At 28.8% G+C, this 25,404-nt stretch carries 24 protein-coding genes and 2 pseudogenes; 7 read left to right on the forward strand and 19 right to left on the reverse strand.

Annotation, left to right across the window (positions count from 1 at the left end):
- Positions 1-106: 106 nt before the first annotated feature.
- The 8 genes and pseudogenes from IPP08_03485 to IPP08_03520 form a co-directional block, all read right to left on the reverse strand.
- Positions 107-1,051 carry an IS3 family transposase gene (locus tag IPP08_03485; GenBank protein ID QQS67246.1) on the reverse strand — a complete coding sequence of 315 codons (945 nt, stop codon included), beginning with the start codon at positions 1,049-1,051 and terminating at the stop codon, positions 107-109.
- A gap of 5 nt (positions 1,052-1,056) precedes the next feature.
- The gene (locus IPP08_03490) at positions 1,057-1,488 is read right to left on the reverse strand and encodes a hypothetical protein (protein QQS67247.1); all 432 of its coding nucleotides are present in this window, start codon (positions 1,486-1,488) and stop codon (positions 1,057-1,059) included.
- A gap of 232 nt (positions 1,489-1,720) precedes the next feature.
- Positions 1,721-2,110, reverse strand: a complete 390-nt coding sequence (locus tag IPP08_03495; GenBank protein ID QQS67248.1) for a VOC family protein — start codon at positions 2,108-2,110, stop codon at positions 1,721-1,723.
- 116 nt (positions 2,111-2,226) lie between these two features.
- A pseudogene (locus IPP08_03500) lies at positions 2,227-2,603 on the reverse strand (GxxExxY protein).
- Positions 2,604-2,635: 32 nt separating this feature from the next.
- Complete coding sequence (locus IPP08_03505) at positions 2,636-2,914, reverse strand: hypothetical protein (protein ID QQS67249.1); 279 nt, start codon at positions 2,912-2,914, stop codon at positions 2,636-2,638.
- Between the two features lie 323 nt (positions 2,915-3,237).
- A pseudogene (locus IPP08_03510) lies at positions 3,238-3,729 on the reverse strand (GxxExxY protein).
- Between the two features lie 244 nt (positions 3,730-3,973).
- On the reverse strand, positions 3,974-5,053 hold the full coding sequence (locus IPP08_03515) for a hypothetical protein (GenBank protein QQS67250.1): 1,080 nt from the start codon (positions 5,051-5,053) through the stop codon (positions 3,974-3,976).
- Positions 5,054-5,195: 142 nt separating this feature from the next.
- A complete protein-coding gene (locus tag IPP08_03520) occupies positions 5,196-5,678 on the reverse strand; it encodes a metal-dependent hydrolase (GenBank protein QQS67251.1) in 483 nt (160 codons plus the stop codon).
- Between the two features lie 219 nt (positions 5,679-5,897).
- Between IPP08_03520 and asnS the strand changes: the two genes are divergently transcribed.
- Genes asnS through IPP08_03535 form a run of 3 tightly spaced genes read left to right on the forward strand, consistent with a single transcriptional unit; the run spans position 5,898 to position 8,463 of the window.
- The gene (asnS, locus tag IPP08_03525) at positions 5,898-7,247 is read left to right on the forward strand and encodes an asparagine--tRNA ligase (GenBank protein QQS67252.1); all 1,350 of its coding nucleotides are present in this window, start codon (positions 5,898-5,900) and stop codon (positions 7,245-7,247) included.
- A gap of 36 nt (positions 7,248-7,283) precedes the next feature.
- The gene (locus IPP08_03530) at positions 7,284-8,261 is read left to right on the forward strand and encodes a polyprenyl synthetase family protein (GenBank protein ID QQS67253.1); all 978 of its coding nucleotides are present in this window, start codon (positions 7,284-7,286) and stop codon (positions 8,259-8,261) included.
- 34 nt (positions 8,262-8,295) lie between these two features.
- Positions 8,296-8,463 (forward strand): hypothetical protein, encoded by a 168-nt coding sequence (locus IPP08_03535; protein QQS67254.1) that lies wholly within the window; start codon positions 8,296-8,298, stop codon positions 8,461-8,463.
- Between the two features lie 5 nt (positions 8,464-8,468).
- On the opposite strand, the gene IPP08_03540 is transcribed toward IPP08_03535, so the two are convergent.
- Together IPP08_03540 and glmM are read right to left on the reverse strand one after the other, a co-directional pair.
- Complete coding sequence (locus IPP08_03540) at positions 8,469-10,340, reverse strand: VWA domain-containing protein (protein ID QQS67255.1); 1,872 nt, start codon at positions 10,338-10,340, stop codon at positions 8,469-8,471.
- Between the two features lie 206 nt (positions 10,341-10,546).
- Positions 10,547-11,908, reverse strand: coding sequence for a phosphoglucosamine mutase (glmM, locus tag IPP08_03545; protein QQS67256.1), 1,362 nt, complete (start codon positions 11,906-11,908; stop codon positions 10,547-10,549).
- A 289-nt stretch (positions 11,909-12,197) separates the two neighbouring features.
- Between glmM and IPP08_03550 the strand changes: the two genes are divergently transcribed.
- From IPP08_03550 to IPP08_03565, 4 genes are all read left to right on the forward strand, one after another.
- Positions 12,198-12,677, forward strand: coding sequence for a PTS sugar transporter subunit IIA (locus IPP08_03550; GenBank protein QQS67257.1), 480 nt, complete (start codon positions 12,198-12,200; stop codon positions 12,675-12,677).
- Between the two features lie 5 nt (positions 12,678-12,682).
- The gene (locus tag IPP08_03555; GenBank protein QQS67258.1) at positions 12,683-13,942 is read left to right on the forward strand and encodes a histidine--tRNA ligase; all 1,260 of its coding nucleotides are present in this window, start codon (positions 12,683-12,685) and stop codon (positions 13,940-13,942) included.
- A gap of 7 nt (positions 13,943-13,949) precedes the next feature.
- Complete coding sequence (locus IPP08_03560) at positions 13,950-14,225, forward strand: acylphosphatase (GenBank protein QQS67259.1); 276 nt, start codon at positions 13,950-13,952, stop codon at positions 14,223-14,225.
- Positions 14,226-14,313: 88 nt separating this feature from the next.
- Entirely contained in the window at positions 14,314-15,333 is a 1,020-nt protein-coding gene (locus IPP08_03565) for an NAD-dependent epimerase/dehydratase family protein (GenBank protein ID QQS67260.1), read from the forward strand.
- A gap of 58 nt (positions 15,334-15,391) precedes the next feature.
- Here IPP08_03565 and IPP08_03570 read toward each other — a convergent pair whose 3' ends face one another.
- From IPP08_03570 to IPP08_03610, 9 genes are all read right to left on the reverse strand, one after another.
- Positions 15,392-16,285, reverse strand: a complete 894-nt coding sequence (locus tag IPP08_03570) for a PD40 domain-containing protein (GenBank protein QQS67261.1) — start codon at positions 16,283-16,285, stop codon at positions 15,392-15,394.
- Between the two features lie 159 nt (positions 16,286-16,444).
- A complete protein-coding gene (locus tag IPP08_03575) occupies positions 16,445-17,431 on the reverse strand; it encodes an ABC transporter ATP-binding protein (protein QQS67827.1) in 987 nt (328 codons plus the stop codon).
- A gap of 120 nt (positions 17,432-17,551) precedes the next feature.
- Positions 17,552-18,610, reverse strand: a complete 1,059-nt coding sequence (locus IPP08_03580; protein ID QQS67828.1) for an ABC transporter permease — start codon at positions 18,608-18,610, stop codon at positions 17,552-17,554.
- A gap of 71 nt (positions 18,611-18,681) precedes the next feature.
- Positions 18,682-19,149: a hypothetical protein gene (locus IPP08_03585; GenBank protein ID QQS67262.1), complete on the reverse strand. Its 468-nt coding sequence runs from the start codon at positions 19,147-19,149 to the stop codon at positions 18,682-18,684.
- Positions 19,150-19,276: 127 nt separating this feature from the next.
- Entirely contained in the window at positions 19,277-20,215 is a 939-nt protein-coding gene (locus IPP08_03590; GenBank protein ID QQS67263.1) for an ABC transporter permease, read from the reverse strand.
- 63 nt (positions 20,216-20,278) lie between these two features.
- Positions 20,279-20,818 (reverse strand): peptide deformylase, encoded by a 540-nt coding sequence (def, locus tag IPP08_03595; protein ID QQS67264.1) that lies wholly within the window; start codon positions 20,816-20,818, stop codon positions 20,279-20,281.
- 243 nt (positions 20,819-21,061) lie between these two features.
- Positions 21,062-21,967: an FkbM family methyltransferase gene (locus IPP08_03600; protein QQS67265.1), complete on the reverse strand. Its 906-nt coding sequence runs from the start codon at positions 21,965-21,967 to the stop codon at positions 21,062-21,064.
- 18 nt (positions 21,968-21,985) lie between these two features.
- Entirely contained in the window at positions 21,986-22,804 is an 819-nt protein-coding gene (locus tag IPP08_03605) for a class I SAM-dependent methyltransferase (GenBank protein QQS67266.1), read from the reverse strand.
- Positions 22,805-22,901: 97 nt separating this feature from the next.
- Positions 22,902-25,316 carry a LamG domain-containing protein gene (locus tag IPP08_03610; protein QQS67267.1) on the reverse strand — a complete coding sequence of 805 codons (2,415 nt, stop codon included), beginning with the start codon at positions 25,314-25,316 and terminating at the stop codon, positions 22,902-22,904.
- Between the last annotated feature and the right edge of the window lie 88 nt (positions 25,317-25,404).

Genomic DNA, 25,404 nt, shown 5'->3' on the forward strand with positions numbered 1-25,404 from the left:
ACAAATACAATTCCATTCATAAACTGCTATGTCTATTGCCTTGACTCGTCCTAAAAAAAGTTTACAGTTTAATTAATTAATCCTACTATTAGTTTACAGTTTCTATTTAGTCCTGAACTGTGTTTACAAATGTAGTTTTTTTTCGATAATAGTTTTTCCATAATCTATCGGTTTTTATATTTGTTTTTGAATGATGTATATTATTTGGTGTATGGTTTCCAATACTCATATGTGGTCTTTCATTGTTATACAAATCTACTACAGCTTTAAGTAATTCCTTAGCATCATTTAAGTTATCAATATTATAAGTTTCTAAATACTCATCTTTGATGATTCCATTTACACGTTCTGCCACTGCATTTTCTAATGGATCGCCTTTTTCTGTCATACTAATATTGATATTATTATCTTTCAATAGCTTTACATAAGCATTGCTACAATATTGTATACCTCTATCGCTATGATGAATGAGATTACTTACTGGATAGGTGTGCTGCAAATGGCTCTCTGGCCCCAAGCCAGAGAGAGCCATTTGCAATGCTTGAATACTTTCTATCGCTTCCATAGTTTCAGCTACTTGATAGCCTACTATCTTATGTGAATATGCATCAGTAATAAAACTGATGTAAAGATGCTCTCCAGTATCTATTTTCCAATAAGTGATATCACTTACCCAAAGTTGGTTGATTTTAGTTGGTACAAACTCACGTACGAGATTAGGATATTTTCTTAACCAATGATATGAATTCGTAGTTTGTATTCTACGTTTACGTTTTCTTACTAATAAATGATTAGCCGAAAGCATATTAAATAGTGCATCTCTGCCTATTTTTATTTGATGTTCAAGAATAAATGGTTGTAATAATTCATATAGTTTTCGTGTTCCCATTCTACGATGATTTTTACGAATTTCTTTTACTTGATGTATAATCAAATCTTCTTCTAGAGTAGAAGATATTCCTTCCCAATTGTTCTGATAATAAGCCTGTCTAGTAATACCAAACCATCCACATAACTTGGCTAATCCTATGTGTGAAAAATTATTTTTCATTACTTCTATGGTTTGGTATTGAGCTTTTTTCTAATCGGTATATTAAACTCTTTTTCTGCAATATCTACCATAGTAGAAAATGCAATTGCCTTTAGTTCGGCATCCTTTAACTGCTTTTCCAAATCAGCAATTCGTTTTTTTAATTGAAGATTTTCAAAAGAATCATCTTCAATTTTAATCTCCTTATCTGGTTTTGATTTCTTAGTTACCATGAGATAATTATTTGATACAATATTAGGCCTTCTTGTTTTAATTCCAACATTATATCCTAGTTGACGCATCCAGCGCAGTAGTTGACCATGTTCTTCTATATCTCCAGTATATTTTTCCCAAATTTCAACTTTAGTACAGCCAGTCGCAATTAACTCTTGAATGATTTGATGTCTTTCTTCTAAGGTATAATACTTACCTGCTTTTTGAATGATTTTTTTGTCCATTTTTACACTTTTTAGTGTAAACCTATTTCAGGACAAGACATTGCTCAAGGGGGCAAGAAATTATTTGAAAAAAATGAAATTAACATTACAAATTTAGTATATTTGTAGCGAAGCAAATCACAATAAGGATTATTCCGTAGTGAAAACATTTAAGGCAGTCCCAATTAAGTAATTAGTTGGGATTGTTTGTTTCTAAATTTCAATATAATTAAATCAAGAAACATAAGTTTAGTTACAAAATATAACCTATTTCCCAAACATGCCCGAAAGGGTCTATTAATCTTCCAATTCTCCATACATTTTCAGTAGTCATTGGGCAAAGTAGAGTAGCACCATTCTTGATGGCATTATTGAAAAGGGAATCAGCATTTTTTGTGTTTAAAACTAACCTTACAATGCTACTTAATGAAGCAACTTTAGGTGAAACATCTGTATCATTATCATTGTCACCAACCCAGAATTCAGCCCCTTCAATTGCAATTTGACAAATCAATTTATTATTACCAATTTTATGCTTAACGCACACAACAGCACCAAAATTAATAGTATAAAATTCAATAGCTTTTTCAGCATTGGAAACCACTAAAAATGGTTTAATGGTAGTTGAATTGTTTTGGTTCAAAGTTTATGTTTATGTTTTTGAAATGAGATTAATATAAAATGTTGAAAAAGATTATTAGCTGCTTCAAAAAGATTGGTTGTATTAAGTATTGAAAAATTCAATTGTCAGAACAGGATTTAAAAATTGTTTTGAATAACATGATTTGTTGAGTATCCTGTTGGAGTAACCAATAACTTGTTATACATTCTTTTAGATTCAAGGCTTAAACCTCCAAAATTGATAAGTAAACTAACGGCAATGTTACAAGCTTCGAGGTAATTTATAGCTTGAGCCTTGTGAACAACTTCTATTTTTTCCATAGCTTTAAGTTCCAACATAATATAATTCTCAACAAAAAAATCCACCCGTCTAGTGCCTATATGTTCATTTCTGTAACGAAAGGCATTTCCATTTCTATCACAAACGAAAAGTTAGCAAGACTCATTTCGATAGCTAAAGCTCTTTGGTAAATAACTTCATGAAATCCGTTTCCAAGTGTATTGTGAACTTGCATAGACTAACTAATAATTTTGTGGTTGTTATTATTTAAATCTTCATACATTTCGTTTTTTTTCTTGAGCATCTATAAATTGTTTTAATCTTGTTCTGAACAATGATATTATTAGAGTTATGGCAATTATATTCAGTTGTATTAATCTTTCTGAGAGATAGTCCTTGGTGAATTAATACCGCGTTAATACTTTCCATATTACTTAATATCGCTAATTGTTCAATACTTACATTGTCTCGAATATTACATTCGGCATTTGGATTGTTATCTCTCCATTCTTTTGATGTGATTCCAAACAATGCTACGTTGAGCAAATCAGCTTCACTGGCATATACAAAGATTACATTCTCTTTTGAAAACTTTTTGCAATAATTCGGTATTGAGTGGCACGTTCTATTTGACCAACTTTGCTCATTATCTGAATAATTTTAAAAATTGCTCAAACGCAAATACTCTGTTTCGTTTAAAACCTGTTAATTCTACCAAAATCTCAAGTCTCACAAAATCATTTAATAGTCTTAAAACAGTGGGTGCACTAACATTCAAAGCAGCTGCAATGCTTTGAATAACATTAATGGGTTGACTATATAAATAATACAAGACATTTTTAGCAAGCATTTGTTTTTTGCCAATCTGTTTACTTTTGGTTGCAATTGCTATTATAGAAATTTATATTTTCAGTTAGACGGTTTTGTGTAAATATAAAATACCATATTTTCAGTTTGAACCATTTGTCTGAATCAGGATTTTGATTGTCTTGATATTTTTTGTTGAATACTTTTTTGAATTGCAAACTTGTATTTCCAAAATTGATTAATAAACCAATAGGAAAATCATAATCTACAACATAATTTTTAGCTTGTGCTAAGTGCACATCTTCCAAATTTATCAAAGCCTTAAATTACACTATCACTTTTCCTTCCACAACAAAATAAGCTCAGCGAATTCCTACATTAATGTAATCATAATAAATAGATTGTTCTTTATCACTACCAAAACTTAAGCTTGCTCTTTCCATTTCAATTGCCAAATACCTTTGGTAAATTACCTCTTGAAACCAATTGCCCAATGTTTTATACACTTCCATTTCACAACCATTAATTTTATATATCAATTCGTCTATTATCATTTCTATTTTTATTTTTTGGATGAAAATTGTCTGAATCAGGATTTATAGGATTTACAAGATTTTAAGTTTCCAAGATTCTAAGATTCTAAGATTCTAAGATTCTAAGATTCTAAGATTTTAGATTATAAATTTGATTATTCTTATTATTCTGTATATTAAAATCCTGTTTATCCTTTAATCTTGTAAATCCTGATTCTGACATTTTTCCCAGTTAACAAATTCCTATGTAAATTAACAATTCATTTCAATTGTTAAGCAATCTAGACATCATTAAAGAAAAAATATCTATGTTATTTTTAAACTTAATTACTGGGCTTCTACCAGAATCTTTTGAAATTTCAATTCCATCTGAAAAAGGAGTAAAAGACAATATTTTTTGAAGTTTAATATTCATATTTTTTAATTCACCCACAAAAATTATTCTTTGGTTTGTTAGATACAATGTTCCAGAATCAATTTTCATTAAAAGTTCACTGGAAACTATTTGAGGTTTAATTGATCCAATTCTATATCTAACGCCTTTCATTATTTTAATATTTGCAGTTGTACCCTTATAATTGATTCTTTGGGTTACAGTTTTCAATTCAAACCAATCACAATTTGTTTGAAAAAAACATTTTTCTTTTTTCACTAAATTGATATTAACATCTATTTCAGGAATATCTCCATTTTCAATAACCCAATAAAATTTAAATCTATCCAAATCGGATTTTGATTTATTATTAATATCAAGATTTACATTTAAGTTCTTAGAAATTGCATTTAGTTGTTCTTCTTCGGTAGGTGATAATCTTTCATCAGTAAGGGAATTGAATAATAAATCTTTTACAAATTGTCTTCTAACTTGAGTGGATATTTCAATTTCAAATTCTTCAGAAAGAAGTAAATCTTTCTGTAAATTGTTTAAAAATTCTTGTTCAGATTCTTCTATTTTTCCATCAGAAATAATTTCTTTAAAACTATTCTTATAAATTTCACTTATATAATTATTTTGTAATTCAAGAATATCTTTGTTAGGAATTGATAAAATTTCCTTTAAGTGTTTTAATTCAATCAATTCGTTTTCAGATAGAGCTTTATCAATTAAACAATGTTTGAAATAGACTGAATATAAATCTAATAAACCAGTAAAACTATTTCCTAAAATATTACTTCCATAATTATTTGCAATTTCAGAAATGTCTGCTTGAGTTACTTCCAAAATTTGATTTTGAGATAATAGATTGTTTATTTCTAAAACAAAATTTTGAGGAAGTTTTTTATTAAATAGTTGTTGAAAAAAACTTGGTTTGTTTAACTCTTTAAAGATATAAACACTATTCATATAATTAATTTTATAATTAAATTGAATTGTTAGAAATTCAAAAACAGTTATCTAACTTTTTATAAAAATATTAATTATTTAAAATTAAATTAGAAGATTTTATACAATATAAAATATAAATAATTTGTATATAGTTTAAATTTCAATTAGATTTTTTAATAATCATTCCATCAGCAACCAAATGGCTAAAGTAACCAGCAACTGAACCTAAGTAAAAGGGTAGCCCTTCAAGATTATGGTAATTTTTTGCATAGTACATTGGTAAAAGAAGAATTGGTAATGGAATTAAAATCATTGCAAAAACTGAATGAGTCCAACTTCTATGACGGCTAACAATTGGAAGCAAAGTTAAAAATCCGAGTAGTGCAGCTTCTTTATTCATTTCTAGAATAATAAGAATTAAATCTAATACAAAAAAGAGTCTATAAAAAAGCAATTGTCCTTTACTTTTAATGTCAATATCTGGGAACAATGAAAATAAAACAGCCAACCACACAACACCAATAGCTGTACTTAATTTTAATGGCAAGCTCATTGAATTAGCATATGCAGTAGTTGTAGAGCCTACAATAAGAATAAGAGCAAACACAACTGCAAAAGAAATATGGTTTTTATATCCAGGCAATAAACAAATTTTATTTTGGTTTTAGAATCTTTACTTAAATATTGTTATGAAAAAGTAAGAACAAAAATATAATTTATATTTCTAATTTATTTACCTTCATTTCCTTTTATTTAAAATAGAGAGTTAAATTTGCATCTATTAAAAATTGAACAATGGTAACAATAAATTATAATTTGAAATTCATCTGTATTATTTTCAAATTATTTATCAATAAAAATTATGTCAATTAAACTTAGCGATTTAACAGAAGTATCTGAATTAAAAGATCATATTGGAGAAGAAGTTTCTTTAGGAGGTTGGTGTTATAACTCAAGAATTTCCAAAAATGTAAAGTTCGTTGTACTTCGAGATGGAACTGGATATGTGCAATGTGTTTTCACAAATTCAGCATTAAATAATGCTTTTGATAGAGTTGATGAAATTTCTCAGGAGACAAGTTTGTATATTAAAGGCAAGGTTGTTCAGCATCCAAAGCAAGAGAATGTATTTGAGATTGAAGGTATAGATTTTGAAATAATAAATAAAGCAATTGATTACCCAATTACTCCAAAGGAGCATGGAATTGAATTTCTTTTTGATAGAAGACATTTACATTTACGTTCAGCAAAGCCACATGCAGTACTCAGAATTAGGCATAGAATTGTAAAAGCAATTCGAGATTTTTTTGACTCAAGAGGATTCACACTTCTAGATTCACCTATTCTTACAGCAAATGCTGGTGAGGGTACAGGAAATTTATTTTCCACTCCATATTTTGATTTTGAAAATGCTTACCTTGCTCAAACTGGACAGCTTTATGGTGAAGCTGGTGCAATGTCATTAAGGAAAATATATACTTTTGGTCCTACATTCAGAGCAGAAAAATCAAAAACTCGCAGACATTTAACAGAGTTTTGGATGATTGAACCTGAGGTTGCATTCCTTGACTTAGAAGGGAATATGCGCTTAGCGGAAGATTATATTTCATATATTATTGCATCAGTTTTAACTGATTGTCAAGAAGAATTAAAAAGACTTGAGCGTGATACCACAAAATTAGAATCAGTTGTTACACCATTCCCAAGAATTTCATATACTGAATCTGTAGAGCTTCTAAAAATTAAAATTCCAAATTGGAACTTAAATAGAAAGTCAGATCAAGAAGAAATGGAAATGGTGAAATGGGGTGATGATTTTGGAGCACCGCATGAAACCTTAGTTGCAGAAGATTTTGACAGACCAGTAATAATTCATCATTATCCAACTGAGATAAAAGCATTCTATATGAAAAGAGATGATAATAACCCATTAGTTGTTAAAGCTATGGATGTTATAGCTCCAGAAGGTTATGGAGAAATTATTGGTGGTTCTCAACGCGAGGAAAATATTGAGTTTCTTCAACAAAGAATTAAAGATGAAGGTCTTCCTATGGATGCATTTGAATGGTATTTAGATTTGCGTAGATTTGGTTCGGTCCCTCATTCAGGATTCGGAATGGGTTTAGAAAGAGTTGTTGCTTGGGTGTGTGGTCTTGACCATATAAGAGAAGCAATACCATTTCCAAGAACAATGAATAGGCTTACTCCTTAATTTATTTTTTTTAATTTCTTAAATTTATTACAACTTTTGACACTCGAAGAATCATTAATTTATTATCGTAAACAAATAGATAAGTTCTTAGATGAAACTACAATAAATAAATCGATTGATTCATTATATAATCCAATCAGATATATTTTAAATAGTGAAGGGAAAAGAATTCGTGCACTCTTAACTATGATAGTTGTAAAAGTGTTTGGTTCAAGACCAGATACAGCATTGTTTGCCGGAGCATCAATTGAAGTTTTGCATAATTTTACTTTGGTTCATGATGATATAATGGACAACGCTGATACCAGACGAGGTTTGCCAACAATTCACAAGAAATGGGATAGAGAAACTGCGATTTTATCTGGTGATACAATGATGGGAATGGCATATAATATTCTTCTTCAAACCAAATCTAACAACTTAAATCAACTCTGTAAAATATTCTCACAAGGCTTATTAGATGTATGCGAAGGTCAAGCACTTGACCGTGATATGGAACAAAGTAATACTGCTTCAATTAAAGAGTATTTGAATATGATAAAGTACAAAACTGCAAGGCTAATTGAAGTTTCTGCAGAAATGGGTGCTTTAATTGCAACCGATAATTTGTTAAATATTCAATCCATAAAATCGTTTGCATTAAATATTGGTATGGCATTTCAAATTCAAGATGATTTACTGGATGTTGTTGGAGATGAAACTTTTGGAAAAAAAATTGGTGGTGATATAATTGAAGGTAAAAAAACATATTTGGCTGTAACAGCCATGAATACAGATTTAGATAAAGATGATGCTCTGTTAATTAGCGAATTTATTAATAATAAAGGTTTGCCAGAGGGTAAAGTTTATTTGATGAGATCTTTATATGAAAAATATTCAATTATAGAAAAAACCAAGTTAGAAGTTGAAAAATATACTAAGCTTGCTATTGAAAGCTTGTCAACTATTCCAATTATTTACAATACTAAAGAATTGATCGAGTTTGGAGAAATGCTTTTAACTAGAAAAAAATAATTACTTGTGTTAATGAATTAAATTAAAAAAATTTATGAGTGAATTAAAAAGAGATTTCGAAATTGACATTAACAAATGTATAAAAATTGATTGCAAAGGAGATGTTGTAGAAGTCGAAATTTATGAGGCTTTTAATTGGATATCTGGTATATTTAGATGTACTAAATGTGGTTGTGAATTTACAGTTAAAGTTGAAACTTAATTTTTTTACAGTGCATTCCTAACTAATTTAACTACTTCATCTGTTGTTACAATTGGCAAATGAAAGTATTGAGCATTAATCAAATTAGCAATTTGAAAAGCCTCAGATTTTGTTGAGTAAACAGATCTAGTATCAATAATCATACTTTTAATATTATATTTTTTATAAGAATCACCAAGTAATATAATTTCCTTTCTAACAGCATCCTGCCTTACATTATTAAGCATCATTGCAATATCTTTGTTCATAGGAATGTTAGCACGACCATCAGTTAAAATAATAATTACAGATTGAAGATTAATTTTTTTAGCTTTTAGAGCAATTTCTAATGATTTATACAAACCATCAGCAAGCGGCGTTCCTCCTCCAGTTGGTAGAATTTCAAGTTCTCGTTTTGCTTTTTCAATAGAACCAGTTTGGTTCAATACAATTTCAGCTTCGTCTTTCCTAAACACAACCATTGCAACTTTATCACGATTGATGTAAGCTGATTGTAATAATTTAATCACTGCTCCTTTAGTCTCTCTCATTCTGTTTTGAGCCATTGAGCCAGAAGCATCTACACAAAAAACAAATAAAGTACCACTTTTGGAAATAAATTGCTTAACTCTTAAATCTTCAATTTTCAATATCAATCTTTCATTATCTTTTCTACCTCTGATCTTTTGAAATGGAATTGCTTGAATAATAGTTGAAAGTATTGAAATCTGATTTCCCCTATTGTTTCGTTTTATTGATCTTACAAATCTTCCTCTTTTATAATTTGTTTTTTCAGAATGATTTCCAGTAATAATATTATTGTCTTTATTAAAAAGATTATCAGATAAATTAATTTCATTATTAAAATTTAGACTTGAAAATAATTCTTCTTTAATCAAATTTAAACTATTTTCAAAATTATTATCCTTACCATTTTCTGTGCTTTTAAATTGTAAACTACTTTCATCATTCGATTCTAGTTTGTCATCAAATAAATTGTTTGAATTTTCATACAGAGGTTTTTCATTTACATTATTATTATCTAATTCATCTTCTAAATATTTGTTTGATTCTTTATCAGATTCTTTATTAGAATCTTTATTTAACTCCTCTGAATTATCTTCTTCATTGTCATTGCAATTGTCTTTAGGAGATTTTTCAGTATCCTCATTTGAGTGCTCGTCTGAAATTCTTTCTGCTCTTGGAGAAAGGACTGTTGCAATAGCAAATTGGATATCTATATTTTCAATAATAGTTGAACCTCTTAATGCACAATGTGCTCTAGCAGCTTTTGTTGCAAATATTAAAGCTCTTTCACCAATCACTGAATGCTTAGTTGCATAATCGATAATTTGATTTATAGCATTATCTAAAACATTAATTTTATGAAGTAGTAATTGAGCCAAATGTATTTTTTCAGATAGATCAATACTTTCAACTTCATTATACTTGTTTTCAAAATTATATTGAGTAGAGCTATTAAAAAGTTTTAAAAATTTTATTAATTCAATATCCACAAGTTTTTTTTCATGTATCAAAAATGCAACTTTATCAATTAAGGAAATACTAATATCAGAATCTGGAATTGTGTTCCCAAGAATTGGAATTCCTTTTAGAATTGCTGAATTAATAATGTAGTTTGTAATAGATGAATTTAACAAATGAAGATTATCCAAAATTATGAATCCACTATTTGCTCTTTCAAATAAATTCTTATCTTTTAAATCTGATTTTGATGTTATAAAACTACTTACATCGATTGAATTTTCTAAATTCTCATAAGTAACATTTGTGGGGATTTTAATAAATGGAATTGAATTGTTAATGTAATTATTTACAAATAAAGAAAATAATTTTATTAATTCAGATTTGCCAGTACCAACTTCAGATGAAATCATGATTCCTGAAATTGAAGGGTCAACAAGTAAGCAAACAAGAGCTTTACGAGTTAAATTATGACCTATAAACTTATTAAATGTGAAGTTAGAAATAATAAAAATTTAATATTAAAATAAACTTATAGAAAGCAAAAAATTAAAAATTAATGTATTTAATTAGGAGATTAGAATAATAATTACAAAACAATTATAAATAAATAAAAGAGCTAAGAAAACATATCAACATACTTTAAAGCAAGTTTTTCAGCGGCTTCAGGGGTTGGTGCTTCAGCAATAACCCTTATAATAGGTTCAGTATTTGAACCTCTCAAATGAACCCAAGAATTGTTAAAAGCAATTCTTAAGCCATCATCAGTATTAATTTCTCCATCATTTTCAACTTCTTTGATTTTAATAATTATATCACTTAAATTATTTTTATCAGTTACTGTAATTTTCTTTTTAGAGATAAAATAATGTGGCATACTCTCACGTAATTTACTTAAACTTCTTCCATCGCGAGCAAGTGCATTCAAAATAATTATAATCCCTGCAATTGAATCTCGACCGAAATGTAATTCAGGCAATATAACGCCTCCAGAACCTTCACCACCAATTACAGAGCCAACCTCTTTCATTTTTTTTGCAACATTAATTTCACCTACAGGAGTTCTATAAACTACAGCTCCATATCTTTTTGCAATATCTTCAACAGCCCTGGTTGTGGATAAATTGATAGCACAAGATAAATCCTTTTTCATAAGAGATTTATAATATGCTAATATAAAATCAATTGCAATTGTAATGGTATATTCTTCACCAATTGGTTCGCCATTTTCATCAATTAATACTAATCTATCAGCATCAGGATCAACAGCAATACCAAAATTAGCATTGTTTTTAATAACAGCTTTTGAAAGTTCATTTAAGTTTTCAGAAATAGGTTCTGGAGTATGAGGGAATTCTCCATTACCTTCACAATACAACCTTATCACTTCACAGCCGCATGTTTCCAATAGCTTCGGGACAATAAAAGAACCTGATGCATTAACTGCATCAACAACAACTTTAAAATTTCTCTTTTCAATTAATTCAAGATCAACAAAATTTAAAGAAAGAGCTTCAAATATATGTTTTGTTGTCCAATGTTTTTCATCGAGCAATTTATTATATTCGTTGAAATTTACATAATCAAGATTTGAATCTAAAAAGCTCCAAAAAGTATTGCATTCATCTTTATCCAAGAAAATGCCATCACTATTTAAGAATTTGAGTCCGTTCCATTGTGCTGGATTATGCGAAGCACTAACAGAAATCCCACCCACAGAATCACTTTTTTCAGTAGCTAACTGAACAGTGGGAGTTGGAGCCATACCAATTGATATTACTTTTGAACCTAATGCCTGAAGAGTACCTTCAAGAATATTGCAAATCCATTCACCGCTAGGTCTGCCATCATGACCAATAACAATTGTACCTCCAACACCTGTAAATTTTACAAAAGCATTTGCATATTGAATAACAATTTCAGGAGTCAATGAATCTGGAATAGTACCTCTAAGCCCAGATATAGAATTGATTAAAGGCATATGGATATTAATGTTTAAATAAAAAAATAATAAAAAAATAATTTTGTAATATTAAATAAAAGTAAAATTATTTCATCTTTGAACAAATATAAAAACGTAATTTTGAACCGCAAAAATAGGGATTGCCTTGAAATCAAAAGTTAAAAAATCGATAGTTAAAATTTCTTTTTCTTCACACTTAATACATAAACTATAATTGTAGAATATTTAAATTTAATCACAAATAAAATTTATTAAATTTAAATCGAACAATGTATTTTTATATAGCAAACTTTTTTAAAAATAAATAATGCGTATCACAGAAATTTTAGATTTAAGTAACATTATAGTTCAGTTGAATGCTGAAAATAAGGAGGCTGCTCTGAACACTATGATTAACTCTTTAGAAAATTCTAGCAAAGTTGAAAATATCAATAAAGTTAGAACTGCTATCTTGGAACGAGAAAAATTAATGAGCACTGGAGTTGGTCATGGATTTGCAATTCCTCATGGCAAAACAGATGGTGTAAATGATATTACTGCTGTTTTTGCTACCTGTGCATCTCCAATAGCATTTGATTCGTTAGATAATCAACCTGTTAATATTTTGTTTATGCTTGTTGCTAAAGAAACACAAGTTGGTACTCATTTAAAAATGCTTAGTAGAATTAGTAGATTAATGAACAGTGTTGAATTTAGAGAAAAAGTTGTTGCTGTTTCAACTCAAGAAGAAATATTGGAATTATTAAGAAATGAAGAAGATAAATATTTTGAAAATACTCCTTCCTAATTTTAATGATATACAAAACGCTAAAAGGGTTTTCAGATATTTATGGAGATGACATTTCATTGTGGCATTCTCTTGAAAGTATAATTAGTAATTTAATGAATTTATATGGCTTTAGTGAAATTCGAACCCCAATACTAGAGCGAACAGAATTATTTATCAGAGGAGTTGGAGATGCTTCTGATGCAGTTGGAAAGGAGATGTACACATTTAATGATAAAAGTACTCCACCTGAGTCTATTTCAATACGTCCAGAGCTTACAGCTCCTGTTGCTCGTGCTTTTATACAGCATGATATAGGAAAACAACAATTAATTACAAAATGGTATTATGTTGGAGCTTCATTCAGATATGAACAGCCACAAAAAGGTAGAACCAGGCAATATCATACTTTTGGTGTTGAGCTTATTGGTTCGCATTCAGCAATAGCAGACGCAGAAGTAATAAGTATTGGCTACGATCTATTAAAATTATTAGGTATAAATAATTTCAAATTAAGGATTAATTCATTAGGTTATAAAGAAGAAAGAATAAGATACCGTGAAGCTCTTGTAGATTACTTTAATTCAATCAAAAGTCAATTATCGGAAGATAGTAAAAATAGAATTGAATCAAATCCGTTAAGAATTTTAGATTCCAAAAATGAATATGATGCAATAGCTTGTGTTGATGCTCCAAGCATTTTAGATTTTTTAAATGAAGAATCATTGGAACATTTTAACAGATTAAAAAATTTGTTAGATGAAAATGAAGTTGAATATATTGTAGATAAAAGATTAGTAAGGGGTCTAGATTATTATACTAGAACAGTTTTTGAATTTCAAACAAAATCATTAGGATCTCAAGATGCATTAGGTGGTGGAGGAAGGTATGATAATTTGATTGCAGAAATTGGAGGGAATCAAACTCCTGCAACTGGATTCGGTTTTGGAATGGAAAGATTAATATTAGTTTCAAAATTAGAGAATGGATTAAATGTAAAAGGAAATAATTGTTTTGTATATATTGTTTCATTGGGAGAAAAAGCACAATTAATTTCTTCTAGATTAGCTCATAAAATAAGGCTCTCAAACAAATCGGTTGAAATGGATTTGATGAACAGATCTATGAAAGCTCAGTTACGTGAAGCAAGTAAATTGAATTGTAAATATGTTATTATTATTGGGGAAGATGAAATTGAAACATCATTAGCTTTAGTTAAGAATATGGAAACATGGGAACAGAAGAATATTGCTTTTGATGAGATTCTAAATGAATTAAATTTTTAAGTTTAATTTGTATAAATCAACAAAAAAATATTTAATTTATGGTAGAGTTCAAGGAGTTGGATTTAGAGCTTTTGTAGTAAAAATTGCAAATGCTTTTGATATAAACGGAACTGTTAAAAATTTGGAGGATAGTTCAGTAGCTGTTATTGCAACTGGTTCAAACGAGAATCATAATTCATTTAAAGAACAATTAGAACTAGGTAATAAATTTTCTAGAGTAGATAAAATATTTATAGAGCAAATGGATTTACTTAATTTTTCACAATTCATTGTAGAACTCTAAAATCTCTTTAAATCAATTTTAGAAAAATTTCTTTTTAGAGATTTTAATTTAATGCTATAAATTTATAATTAACTAATGTAAAATCATTTTGAGCAAGGAATCTATAGTCTTAATAACTGGAGCAGGAGGAGAAATAGGGCATAGTTTAGTTGAAAGTTTCTATCAAGAAGGAGCAAGAAACATAGTTGCAATGGATTTAAAGCCACTCCCAGTTAACCTAACCCATAAGTGCCTTTCAACAATTGAAGGAAATATTCTTGATAAAGAATTATTAAATAAAATTGCTGTTGATTTTAATATTGGATCTGTAATTCATTTAGCAGCTTTGTTATCAACTTCTGGTGAAAGAAATCCTTTGTTAGCTCATGAAGTTAATGTTCAGGGAACTTTGAATTTACTAGAATTAGCAAATAGTGAATCAAATGAACATTCAGAAAGAGTCAAGTTTATATTTCCAAGTTCAATAGCAGTTTATGGAATACCAAGCCTTGAAATTAAAATGTTAAAGGGTAAAGTAAATGAAAATGAATTCTTAAATCCAATTACAATGTATGGAGCAAACAAGCTTGCTAGCGAACATTTGGGAAGATATTATTCTAAACATTACAAACTACTTGAAAATAATCCTAACCTTAGAAAAATAGATTTTCGAGCATTAAGATTTCCTGGTCTGATTAGTGCATTTACAATTCCGAGTGGTGGAACAAGCGATTATGCTCCTGAGATGTTGCATTCAATTGCTAAAGGAGAAACTTATAAATGTTTTGCAAGGGCAGATACAACTATACCTTTTATGGTAATGCCTGATGCTATAAATGCAATATTAAAACTTCATTCTGCAAAATCTGAAAACTTAACATTATCAGCTTACAACGTTACTTCTTTTGCTCCATCTGCAATTGAGATTTTCGAATTAATTAAATTATATTTTAATGATTGTAAAATTGAATTTGACACTCATCTTCAAAGGCAGCAAATACTTGATTCATGGTGTGCTGATATAGACGATTCGGCTGCGAAAATAGATTGGGGGTGGAATGCTGAATATGATTTAACTAAAGCATTTGAAGAGTATTTGATACCTCAAATAAGAAAACTTTATAGTTAAAATTTTTTGATATAAAATTTATAAATTATATATCATAATTCATAATTCAAAATTAAAATTATTTAGGTTTATCGAAAGAATACAAATCAAATCCACCACAAGAGCCATCTCTATTTGAAGATAAATACATTTTTCCACCAAAAATATATGGAGTAAAATCATCTTTTTCAGAGTTATAAGGTTGAGGTAATTTAATAATTATCTTTTTCCCAAAATCATAATAGTAAATATCTAATCCACTGTTAAGTTCCTTCCGAGCAAAATATAGTCTATCATTAACATCATCAAAATAAGGAGAGAGTTCATCAAATTCTGAATTTATAAATTTTACATTTTCAGGTTCTGAAAATTTATTGTTTTCAATCAAGACTCTCCAAATATCACTTCCACCAAACCCTTTATCTCTGTCACTTGAGAAATAAATATTTTTACAATCATTTGATAATGTTACTTGTGAATCCCAGTAGGGGGAGTTAATTTCATGTGACATTTCTTTAAAATTATTCTTATTAATAATTACAAGATCACAATCTTTTTCATTTGAAAATAATTTAGAGTTTTGTTTATTAGATTGATAATTACTTAATGAATTAGTATTTAATTTTAACTTAGTACCTAAGCAATATATATTATCACAATTTGAAAAAAATAATTGTTGTAATAAATTATCTTCATTAAATGAAGGTTGATAACTTAATGAAAATTCCCATTCAGCTTCACTAAAAATTGATAAGTACAAATGTGGAATATTATTATTTGCTAATTGATTACTTAAACCTTTAACAATTGGAATTGGTTTGTCACTTGAATAAACTAAGGTTAGTGAATCAATCATACAAGGAAAAAACTCATTATAAGGTGTATTTATATTACTCCCAAGGTTTCCTTTAGAAGTTATGATATTGCTTTCATTTTTTCTACAAGAAGAAGTAATAATGAATATTAAACTCAATGACAAAAAACTATTAAACATAGATTATAAAATAACTAGAAAGTGAAAAAATTAACATAAAATTTTCTACTTTGATAAAATTTTAAAAAGATAATTAGTAAATTAATTGGTTCAAAAAATATTTTTATAAGTGTTCATAAAATTATCATCTGAAAATTTTTAATTAATCTTCATAGGTACATTATCGATTTGCCAACATGCAACAGAATGACCATTTTTAATCTCAACTAATGGTGGTTCTTCATCAATACATTTTTGATCAGCATATTCACACCTTGTGCAAAAGTGGCATCCAATTGGGAAGTTAGTAGCTGAGGGAACAGAACCTTCAATAGTTTCAAGTTTATCTTTTATATGACCTATTTTTGGCAAGGAATTGAGCAGCCCTAAAGTATATGGATGTCTTGGGTTATAAAAAATTTCGTCCACTGTAGAATATTCTACTACTTTAGCAGCATACATTACAGCAACTCGATCACAAACTTCAGCTATAACACCTAAATCATGGGTAATCATTATCATTGCCATACCAAATTCTTTTTGAAGTTTCTTTATAAGTTCAAGTATTTGAGCTTGAACAGTAACATCTAATGCAGTTGTAGGTTCATCAGCAATAAGCAATTGTGGGTTACAAGATAATGCCATGGCAATCATTACACGTTGACGCATTCCACCAGATAATTGATGTGGATAATCTGAATATCTTTGTTCAGGTGCTGGAATCCCCACAAGTTTCAACATCTCTATTGAACGTTTTTTTGCTTCATTTTTAGAGACTTTTTGGTGAAGAATTACTGCTTCATCAATTTGATGTCCAACTGTAAAAACCGGGTTAAGTGAAGTCATTGGTTCTTGAAAAATCATTGAAATTTCATTCCCCCTAATTGACCTCATTTCCTCCTCAGAATATTTTGTTAAGTCTTTTCCATTATAAATTATTTGTCCACTTACAATTAATCCAGGGGGATTTGGAATAAGTTGCATAATAGATAAAGCACTTACTGACTTACCACAGCCAGATTCGCCCACTAAGCCTAGTGTTTCTCCTCTATCAACATCAAAACTAACATTATCTACAGATCTTGCAGTGCCATCATCTGTATAGAAATAAGTACAAAGATTTTTAACTTCTAGTAAACCCATTATAATATAGTTTAATAATTAAGATTCAATTAATTAACTCTAAGAATTCAACTTTAACATACAAAACTTAAAAAAATTTTGTAACTGAAATAAACGATAAATTAAAATAAATGATTAATAAAATTACCGTTTTAACTTTGGATCTAATGCATCTCTTAATCCATCACCAAAAACATTGAAAGCAAAAACTGCAAGAGCAATTGTAACAGCAGGATATATCATGAGCCCCCAATTTGTACCTGCAACTATATAACCATGACCATCTCGAATCATCTGTCCCCAAGAAGCCATAGGCGGCTGAACACCTAATCCTAAATATGATAAAGATGCTTCAGCAATAATAGTGCTAGCAAAACCAGCTGTGGCTATAACAATAATAGGACCTAAGGCGTTTGGTAAAATATGTTTGAAAATTGTTCGAGTTGAACTAAAGCCAAGAGCTCTTGTAGCTTCAACATATTCTGTTTCACGAAGTGAGAAGAACTGACCTCTAACAATTCGAGCAACATCAACCCAATTAGCAATTCCAATTGCAACAAATGCTTGCCAAAAACCTTGCCCAAGAACTAAAGAAAAAGCAATAACCAAAAGTATAAAAGGAAAACTCCAAACCACATTAGTAATCCACATTACAACCCCATCAACCCAGCCCCTAAAATAACCTGCTAATGCTCCTAATATTATACCAATAAATAATGAGATCCCTTCTGCTATAAATCCAACTGATAAGGATATTCTAGCTCCATAAATTAATCTACTAAAAACATCTCGTCCATACCTATCAGTACCCATAATATATAGCGGAGTGTGATGCCATTGACTTTCAGTTTTTCCATTTAATGATAACTTTGGAAATACTTTATCTTCACCAGAAGTTGTTTTACAAAATACTGAATCTCCTTTTATAACAAAAGATTCTATTGCAACTAATTCTTCTTGATATTCACTTGCAGGTGATTTTATCGCTAAAAGATTTCCTCTAAATCCTGAAGGTTTGAGGGAGTATTCTAAAGTTTGCAAATCAGGATCCATTGGTGCAATAAAATTTGCGAACACGGCAATTAATACAAATACTGCAACAAAAGTTAAACCGACAATTGCAAGTTTATTTCTTTTAAGTCTTTTCCAAGAATACCACCAAAGAGATTTGGCATTATCTTTATTGTTCTGCTTTAACTCAATTAACTCTTTCAATATATAAATAAAATATTCTGATTAAAAACAAAACATACAAAAGTGTTTAAATTAATTTTCTAAAGTGCTTCAAATGGAACAACCATTGTTACTAAAGTTAACAACCATAGTAAATGAAAAATACTAGTTAACATTGCAATTTTTTTTGAATTCAATTTTGCATTATTTATATCACCGTTGCTTGCAATAGTCCCTTCAATTTTAGCCCAAGTAGGTCTGATAACAAAAACACCGATTACAAACATTGCTAAAGCGAAAGTAAAACCAATATGAATGCGTATAGGAACAACACCAAAGCCACCTTTAAGGAATATAAATACAACTCCAGTTACAATTGTTATTGTGCCACTAATTGTTGATAAAATACTCATTGAATTAATTCTTGAAACCATTGGTTTCAAATGTGGTTCTCCTAATTCCAATGATTTTTTTATATCTCGAACCCAACTCAATGCTGCACCAAACCAAATTGACATTCCAATTAAATGAAGTATTTTAATTGTATAGAACCAAAAAGAATTTTCCAATAGAATAAATAAAATTTATGATTAATAATAAAAATGCGTTAAAATATATTTTGTAAATAGATATTGATAAAATTAGTTTATACAAATCAGATTAAAAATTATTCTTTTAAATCTAGTAAAACAATAATTATGATAGTCTTACTTTTGGATCTAGTAAAGAGTAAATTACATCAACAAAGAAATTAACAATTACAAAAACAACAGCAGTAAAAAGTACAGTACCTTGAATAACTGGAAAATCAAGTTGTCTAACTGCTTCAAATGCTAACTGACCTAAACCGGGCCAATAGAAAATATATTCAATAAATAATGTACCAGCTAAAGTTGCAGCAAGCCAAGCAGAAATTGTAGTTACAACTGGATTTAAGGCATTTCTTAATGCATGTTTAAGAATAGTTTTTTGAATTGGCAAACCCTTTGCTCTGGCAGTTCTAATATAATCTTGAGATAAAATATCTAACATTGAACTTCTTGTTATACGGGCAATTATTGATAATGGTCTGGCAGCTAATGCAACCATTGGAAGCACAAGATATTGAAGATGCAATCCACCTCCACGAAAAATGTATCCTGATAATGGCAATATTTTAAGCCACAAACCAAAAACTAAAGCGAGTAATAAACCAGTTACAAATACTGGTGCAGAAATACCTAATAATGCAATGACCATTGCAGTGTTATCAAAAATAGTATATGGTTTCCAAGCAGACATTACACCAATCAAAATTCCTAATATAGTAGCAACAAACATTGCAGAGACAGATAAAATGGCAGTTGCAGGGAATTTCTCTAGAATGGTTTCAAGAACTGGTCTGTTGAATGAAAAACTTCTACCTAAATCTCCTTGAACAGCTCGCACCATAAAATCAGCATATTGTACATAAATAGGTTGATCTAGTTTCCATTGTTTTCTTAATGATTCAACCGATTGCAAATCGGCACGTTGACCAAGCATAAGCCTGGCTGGGTCGCCTGGTAAAACTCTAACAACAGCAAAAGAAACAGTCATTACTCCAAATATAATTAGGAGTGAATAAAGGAATTGGCGTATTGTAAAAGTTAGCATTTAGTAAATTGAATTATAGAATCTGAATTTCGATTATAAACACTCAAAGATGTTATTAAAGCATCAATTGTAAATTAAGTAATCTGTATCAATATAACCTCTTTTAATTTCAAGTAATTTCCTTTTTAACAAAGATCTTTTAACAGTACTTAAATGATCAAAAAAATAAATACCGTTTAAATGATCTACTTCATGCTGAATAACTCTTGCTAAAATTTCATTTGCATTAATTGATTTTTCAATCATGTTCTCATCATAAAAAGAAACTTCAATTTCAATTGGTCTGATTACATCAGCCCTTAAATCTGGAAGAGATAAACAGCCTTCATCATACTTTTCTTTTTCTTCACTAAAAGCATTAATAATTGGATTTATTAATGTTAATGGCTTGAAATTCTCATGATCTTTAATTCCTCTTAAATCTACTGTAATTAATCTATAATCCTGACCAACCTGATTTGAAGCTAATCCAATGCCTTCTGCTGCCTCCATAGTTAAGTGCATATTCTCAATTAATGAGACTAATTCATCATTAATATTCTCAACTAGAGAAAGTTTTTTCCTCAGAATTGGATGATCATATAAATAAATTGGTAGTACCATTAATGAAGCTTTCTTTAGATAAGTAATTCTTATAAATTTGTAATCGAAAATAGTAAAAAAAAATCACTAGTGAAAAATAATTAGGGTTATTTCATTTATCAGAAAAGTGATTTAATTTGATATTGCATTACAATTTTATCAAAAATAATTTTAGTTTAAAAAATTGATTTCAAAATCTACTATTTGTATTTTAATTGAAAGTAAATATATTGCAAACAAAACCAAAACTATATTAGATTTAATTTAACTCATTGCATAAATAGTTCCCCTAAAAGATTCTTGGGTGCTTAATATTTTACAACCCTTTAATTTCATAAATGACTCAACTTCATTAAAAGTCATTTCTCCATTAACTAAATGTCCTGCTTCAACAACCCAATTTACACCTGTTTGAGTAAATACCGATTCCATACCTTTAATGGCTTGAATTTCAGCCCCTTCAATATCAATTTTTACAAAGTTTACGCTTTTAATATTTATCTCAGTAAGAATATTATCTAATGTATCAACATCAATTTTTACTTCTTTAATATGAGATTGGTTTTTAATATCATCATGCATAATAATAGAATGTTCACCAGGTCGAATACCAATATGAAATGTTAAAGTATCTTTTTTATCCCATACTCCTTTTTTAACTAATATTACATTTGTAAATCCGTTTGCTTCAATATTTTTTTGAAGTAAATTGTAATTTTCTTCATCAGGTTCAATAGCAATTATTTTACCTTTATCGCCAATCATTTTTGCAGCTTGAATTACAAATCCACCAATGTTTGCTCCACAATCAACTATAACCTCATCTAACATTGGCTTGAAGTATTGGAAATGAACTTTCTCTACAAAAAGTTCACTTAACACTTCATATAAAAAATAAAATTTATCTACATCTAATATCTTATTCAATTTATTTTTATTACCATACTTTACTCTATCAGTATATTGAATCTCAGCTATAGTTTTAGATGGATTACTATAAATGATTAATCCTTCTTTTAATTTCACTTTAATTTGTCCATTATTTTCAATACTAACAACATCAATAATTTCATTTACATGGTAATATTTATTCTTTAATTTATATAGGAATATTTTTAAAAAGTTAACCACAAAATTATTATTTGTAGCTATATAATTTTTTAAACTCATTTATAACAATTTTTTTTATTAATTATTTTTTTCAAATTCAACAGTTAAGAACCAACCAACTTTATCTCCACCAAGAATATATGCAAGAACCCGACCAATCAAAAATTGAATTCCTCCAAATCTTGTCATCTTATCATAGTAAGTAATTTTAGTTTTTATCTCTAAATTTTTTATTGGTTGGTCTTTTAAAATTTCAGCAATTTCTTTTTTTGTATATGCTTTAGTTCCAATACTTTCCATGTTGTTCCAAAGTACATTTGCTAATGATTTAAATGGATTACCTTTTAGAAGTGCATATTTTATCCAAAAGAAATAAGTCAGTAAAGAATGCCTGTGATACACCATAATTTTTGCTTTGCCACCTGGCTTAATAACTCTAACAATTTCTCTAAAGCATTTAGGTGTATCGGGTGAATGATGAATAACTCCCCAACTATAAACAATGTCAAAAAAGTTATCTAAATAAGGTAAATTTTCAGCGTCTCCAACTTTAATTTCTTCAGCATATAAGTCAAATAATTCCAACCTTTTTTTTACATGGGCAACACCTTCAGCAGTTGCATCAATGCCATGAGCTTTGGTTCCAGCTCTAACCCATTGAGTGAAATCGCTTCCTGCACCAACACCTACTTCTAATAGCTTTTGACCATGAAATCTTGTGAACTGTGCAAATGAAAAAATTTCTGGTTCAACAAAGTAACGATGTTTCTCAATATCATTAAAATATTCTTGACTAAGTTTTTCACTATCAGAAAACTGTGTGCCACATGGCTGTTCGTTCCAATAGTCTTTAACTTGTTGCTTTAATTTTTCTTGAGTAATTAAGTCCTGGTTCATTTATAATATCTAATTATAATAATTGAATAAATTTTAAAATTAAATACAAACTTAATAATTCTAAAATTAAAAAAACTACTATTCTAATAAAATCGAATCAATGAAAAACTTTAATAACATTAGAAGCACCACCACAATTTACTTTTAAAAAATAAATTCCATTATTTATTGGAAGAATAATTTCACCAATTTCAAAATTGATTTCATCTTCTAATTTTGATCCTGTTTTTGAATAGTTTAATATTTTAACAAGTTCTCCTTTAATATCAATTAAATCGATACTAATAATTTTACCAATTATGCTTGGTGGGTATTGAACTTTTACTTTAAAATCGCAGTAAGAGCTATTTATTTGCGATAACTTAAGTAAATTATTAAATCCATTTTTAGGTAATTTTAAGTATTGTGTGGAGCAGCCTTTGCCCATAGAATCAGAATAAAAAGAATTAGCATTAACTATAAATTTATTACTACAACTTCCTTTAATATCCAGAAGTAAAGTATCATAAACAAAGCCCTCAATCAAAGGCATAAAGCAGAGATTGAAAGTTTTTGTAGAAAGCGGAGGAATAGAAAAAGGAGCAGGATTTTTTGAAATAATATAATTTTTATTAGACAAAAAATTTAATGCATCAATAGTAATTGGAGTACTTTGCATGTTGTTAATATTAATATCTCTGCAATGAATAAAATTCTGCTCAATTGAACCAAGATCAATAATATCATTAGGTTCTCCCATAAGTTTAGTTGATTTGTTAGCGACATTAACATTAACAAAAACAGAATCAGTGCATCCAATAGCATCAATAATAATACATTTGAATTTGGTGGTAACTTTAGGAAATGCAAAAGGATTAGCTAAAGAAGAATTACTTAGAAATTGAGAAGGCGACCAACTATATTTAAAAGGAGCAGAACCAGAATCAGTTTTTCCAGTAAGAAGAGTTTGTTCACCAGTACAAATAAATTTATCGGTATAATTTGCAGACAAACCATTAGTAACTTTAACAAAAACAGAATCGAAAGACTCACACCCATTAGAGTCACGAATAGTAACTTTATACATTGTACTTTTTGATGGGGAAGCTTTAATAAAATCACCAATTGGAGAGCCAATACCAGTAGTTGGCGACCAAGTATAAGTGTAATTATTTTTAGTTAATGATTTGATATTAAAACTTGCAGATGTTCCATTACAGATTGAAAAATTCTTACTTGGAGATATTTCAGTTTTAATGGCACTGTTCATTAAAACCCATTGATATTTAAATTCACATCCACTAATATCATACACAACTAAAGAGACAACATCAGAATCATTAAGTACTTTAAAGAGAGCAAAACTATCATAAGAAAAAATACTATTATTCAAACTTAGAGCTCTCCATTCAAATTTATAAGGAGCTTTCCCTAATATATTATTTACATTAAATTTAATAATAGAACCTTTGCAACCACCACTTTTTGGCTCTCTATTTACATTGACGTTTAATAATCCAAATTTCACATCAAATGTGTCATTAGATGAACATCTAGTACTTGAAGATTTTGTTACAATGTAAACCCCTTGCCTTTGAACAGCAATGTTTTGAGATTTTTCACCTGTAGACCAAATGTAATTTGAATAACCTGAATCTGCTGTTAAAGTTACAAATGAATTACAAGAATTAATCTGAATATATTTACCATTAGTATTTTTATCACGATCTGAACCTACAACCCAACCATTTTCATTTAGTAAAAAATTTATTTCACTTTGAACTAAGGAATAATTGTAGATTCTGATATCGTCTAAACTTCCGTTAAAAAATCTTGATAAATTCCTTTCAACACCAATATACATTGGTTTTGATTGATCTTCAATTGAAGGATCTATTATTGTACTTTGAACTGAAGCCTCTCTTTTCCCATCAACATAAATTGAAAGTTCTCCAATTTTTGTGTTAACCACCATTACAACCAAATGCCATAATCCATCATTGTAAACATTAAAAGCATTCCTAACTGTGATAACTTGTTTGTCTAAAGTTGAAACTTGACCTTCAATTGCATAACCATCTCTAATCACTAATTGCTCTCCGGGTTGATGAACATTTTGAGGACCTTTGCAAATTATTCCTGCAAAATCAGTCTGTTTTGAACAAAATTTCACCCAAACGCAAATTGAAATAGTAGATCCTCTAGAAGCCCTTAAGTCGTCTGAATGTGGTATTGATATAAAACTTGATGAACCGTTAAAACTATAGGCACTATTTGGTTTACCGAATCTATCAGCAACTGAAACAATATCTCTAATCAAAACACCATCATGACCATTACCTGTAGCATCGAGGGTGTTACCATTAAAAGGGTAATAAGCAACTAATTTATTTTGTGAAAAACAAATTGAATAATTTATAGCTATTAAAACAAATAATAAAATTGCAGAAAAAATAATTCTGAAATATTTATTAAAATTTATGAGATTCAATTTTACATGAGGTTCCATATTGTTATGTGGTTTGGATTTCATTATTGTCAATCAAAAAATTATAAATCATACAATGTGTTTTATGAAAAATAATTTTAGTAACATACTTATTATTAGTTGTAATCTATAA

This window comes from Chlorobiota bacterium (assembly GCA_016700335.1).
Taxonomy (GTDB): Bacteria; Bacteroidota; Ignavibacteria; order OLB7; family OLB7.

Coding starts and splice junctions, on each gene's coding strand:
- IPP08_03485 (QQS67246.1), bottom strand. CDS start 1,051: ATGAAAAATAATTTTTCACACATAGGATTAGCCAAGTTATGTGGATGG.
- IPP08_03490 (QQS67247.1), bottom strand. CDS start 1,488: ATGGACAAAAAAATCATTCAAAAAGCAGGTAAGTATTATACCTTAGAA.
- IPP08_03515 (QQS67250.1), bottom strand. CDS start 5,053: ATGAATAGTGTTTATATCTTTAAAGAGTTAAACAAACCAAGTTTTTTT.
- asnS (QQS67252.1), top strand. CDS start 5,898: ATGTCAATTAAACTTAGCGATTTAACAGAAGTATCTGAATTAAAAGAT.
- IPP08_03535 (QQS67254.1), top strand. CDS start 8,296: ATGAGTGAATTAAAAAGAGATTTCGAAATTGACATTAACAAATGTATA.
- IPP08_03540 (QQS67255.1), bottom strand. CDS start 10,340: ATGATTTCATCTGAAGTTGGTACTGGCAAATCTGAATTAATAAAATTA.
- glmM (QQS67256.1), bottom strand. CDS start 11,908: ATGCCTTTAATCAATTCTATATCTGGGCTTAGAGGTACTATTCCAGAT.
- IPP08_03550 (QQS67257.1), top strand. CDS start 12,198: ATGCGTATCACAGAAATTTTAGATTTAAGTAACATTATAGTTCAGTTG.
- IPP08_03555 (QQS67258.1), top strand. CDS start 12,683: ATGATATACAAAACGCTAAAAGGGTTTTCAGATATTTATGGAGATGAC.
- IPP08_03590 (QQS67263.1), bottom strand. CDS start 20,215: ATGCTAACTTTTACAATACGCCAATTCCTTTATTCACTCCTAATTATA.
- def (QQS67264.1), bottom strand. CDS start 20,818: ATGGTACTACCAATTTATTTATATGATCATCCAATTCTGAGGAAAAAA.
- IPP08_03600 (QQS67265.1), bottom strand. CDS start 21,967: ATGAGTTTAAAAAATTATATAGCTACAAATAATAATTTTGTGGTTAAC.
- IPP08_03605 (QQS67266.1), bottom strand. CDS start 22,804: ATGAACCAGGACTTAATTACTCAAGAAAAATTAAAGCAACAAGTTAAA.
- IPP08_03610 (QQS67267.1), bottom strand. CDS start 25,316: ATGAAATCCAAACCACATAACAATATGGAACCTCATGTAAAATTGAAT.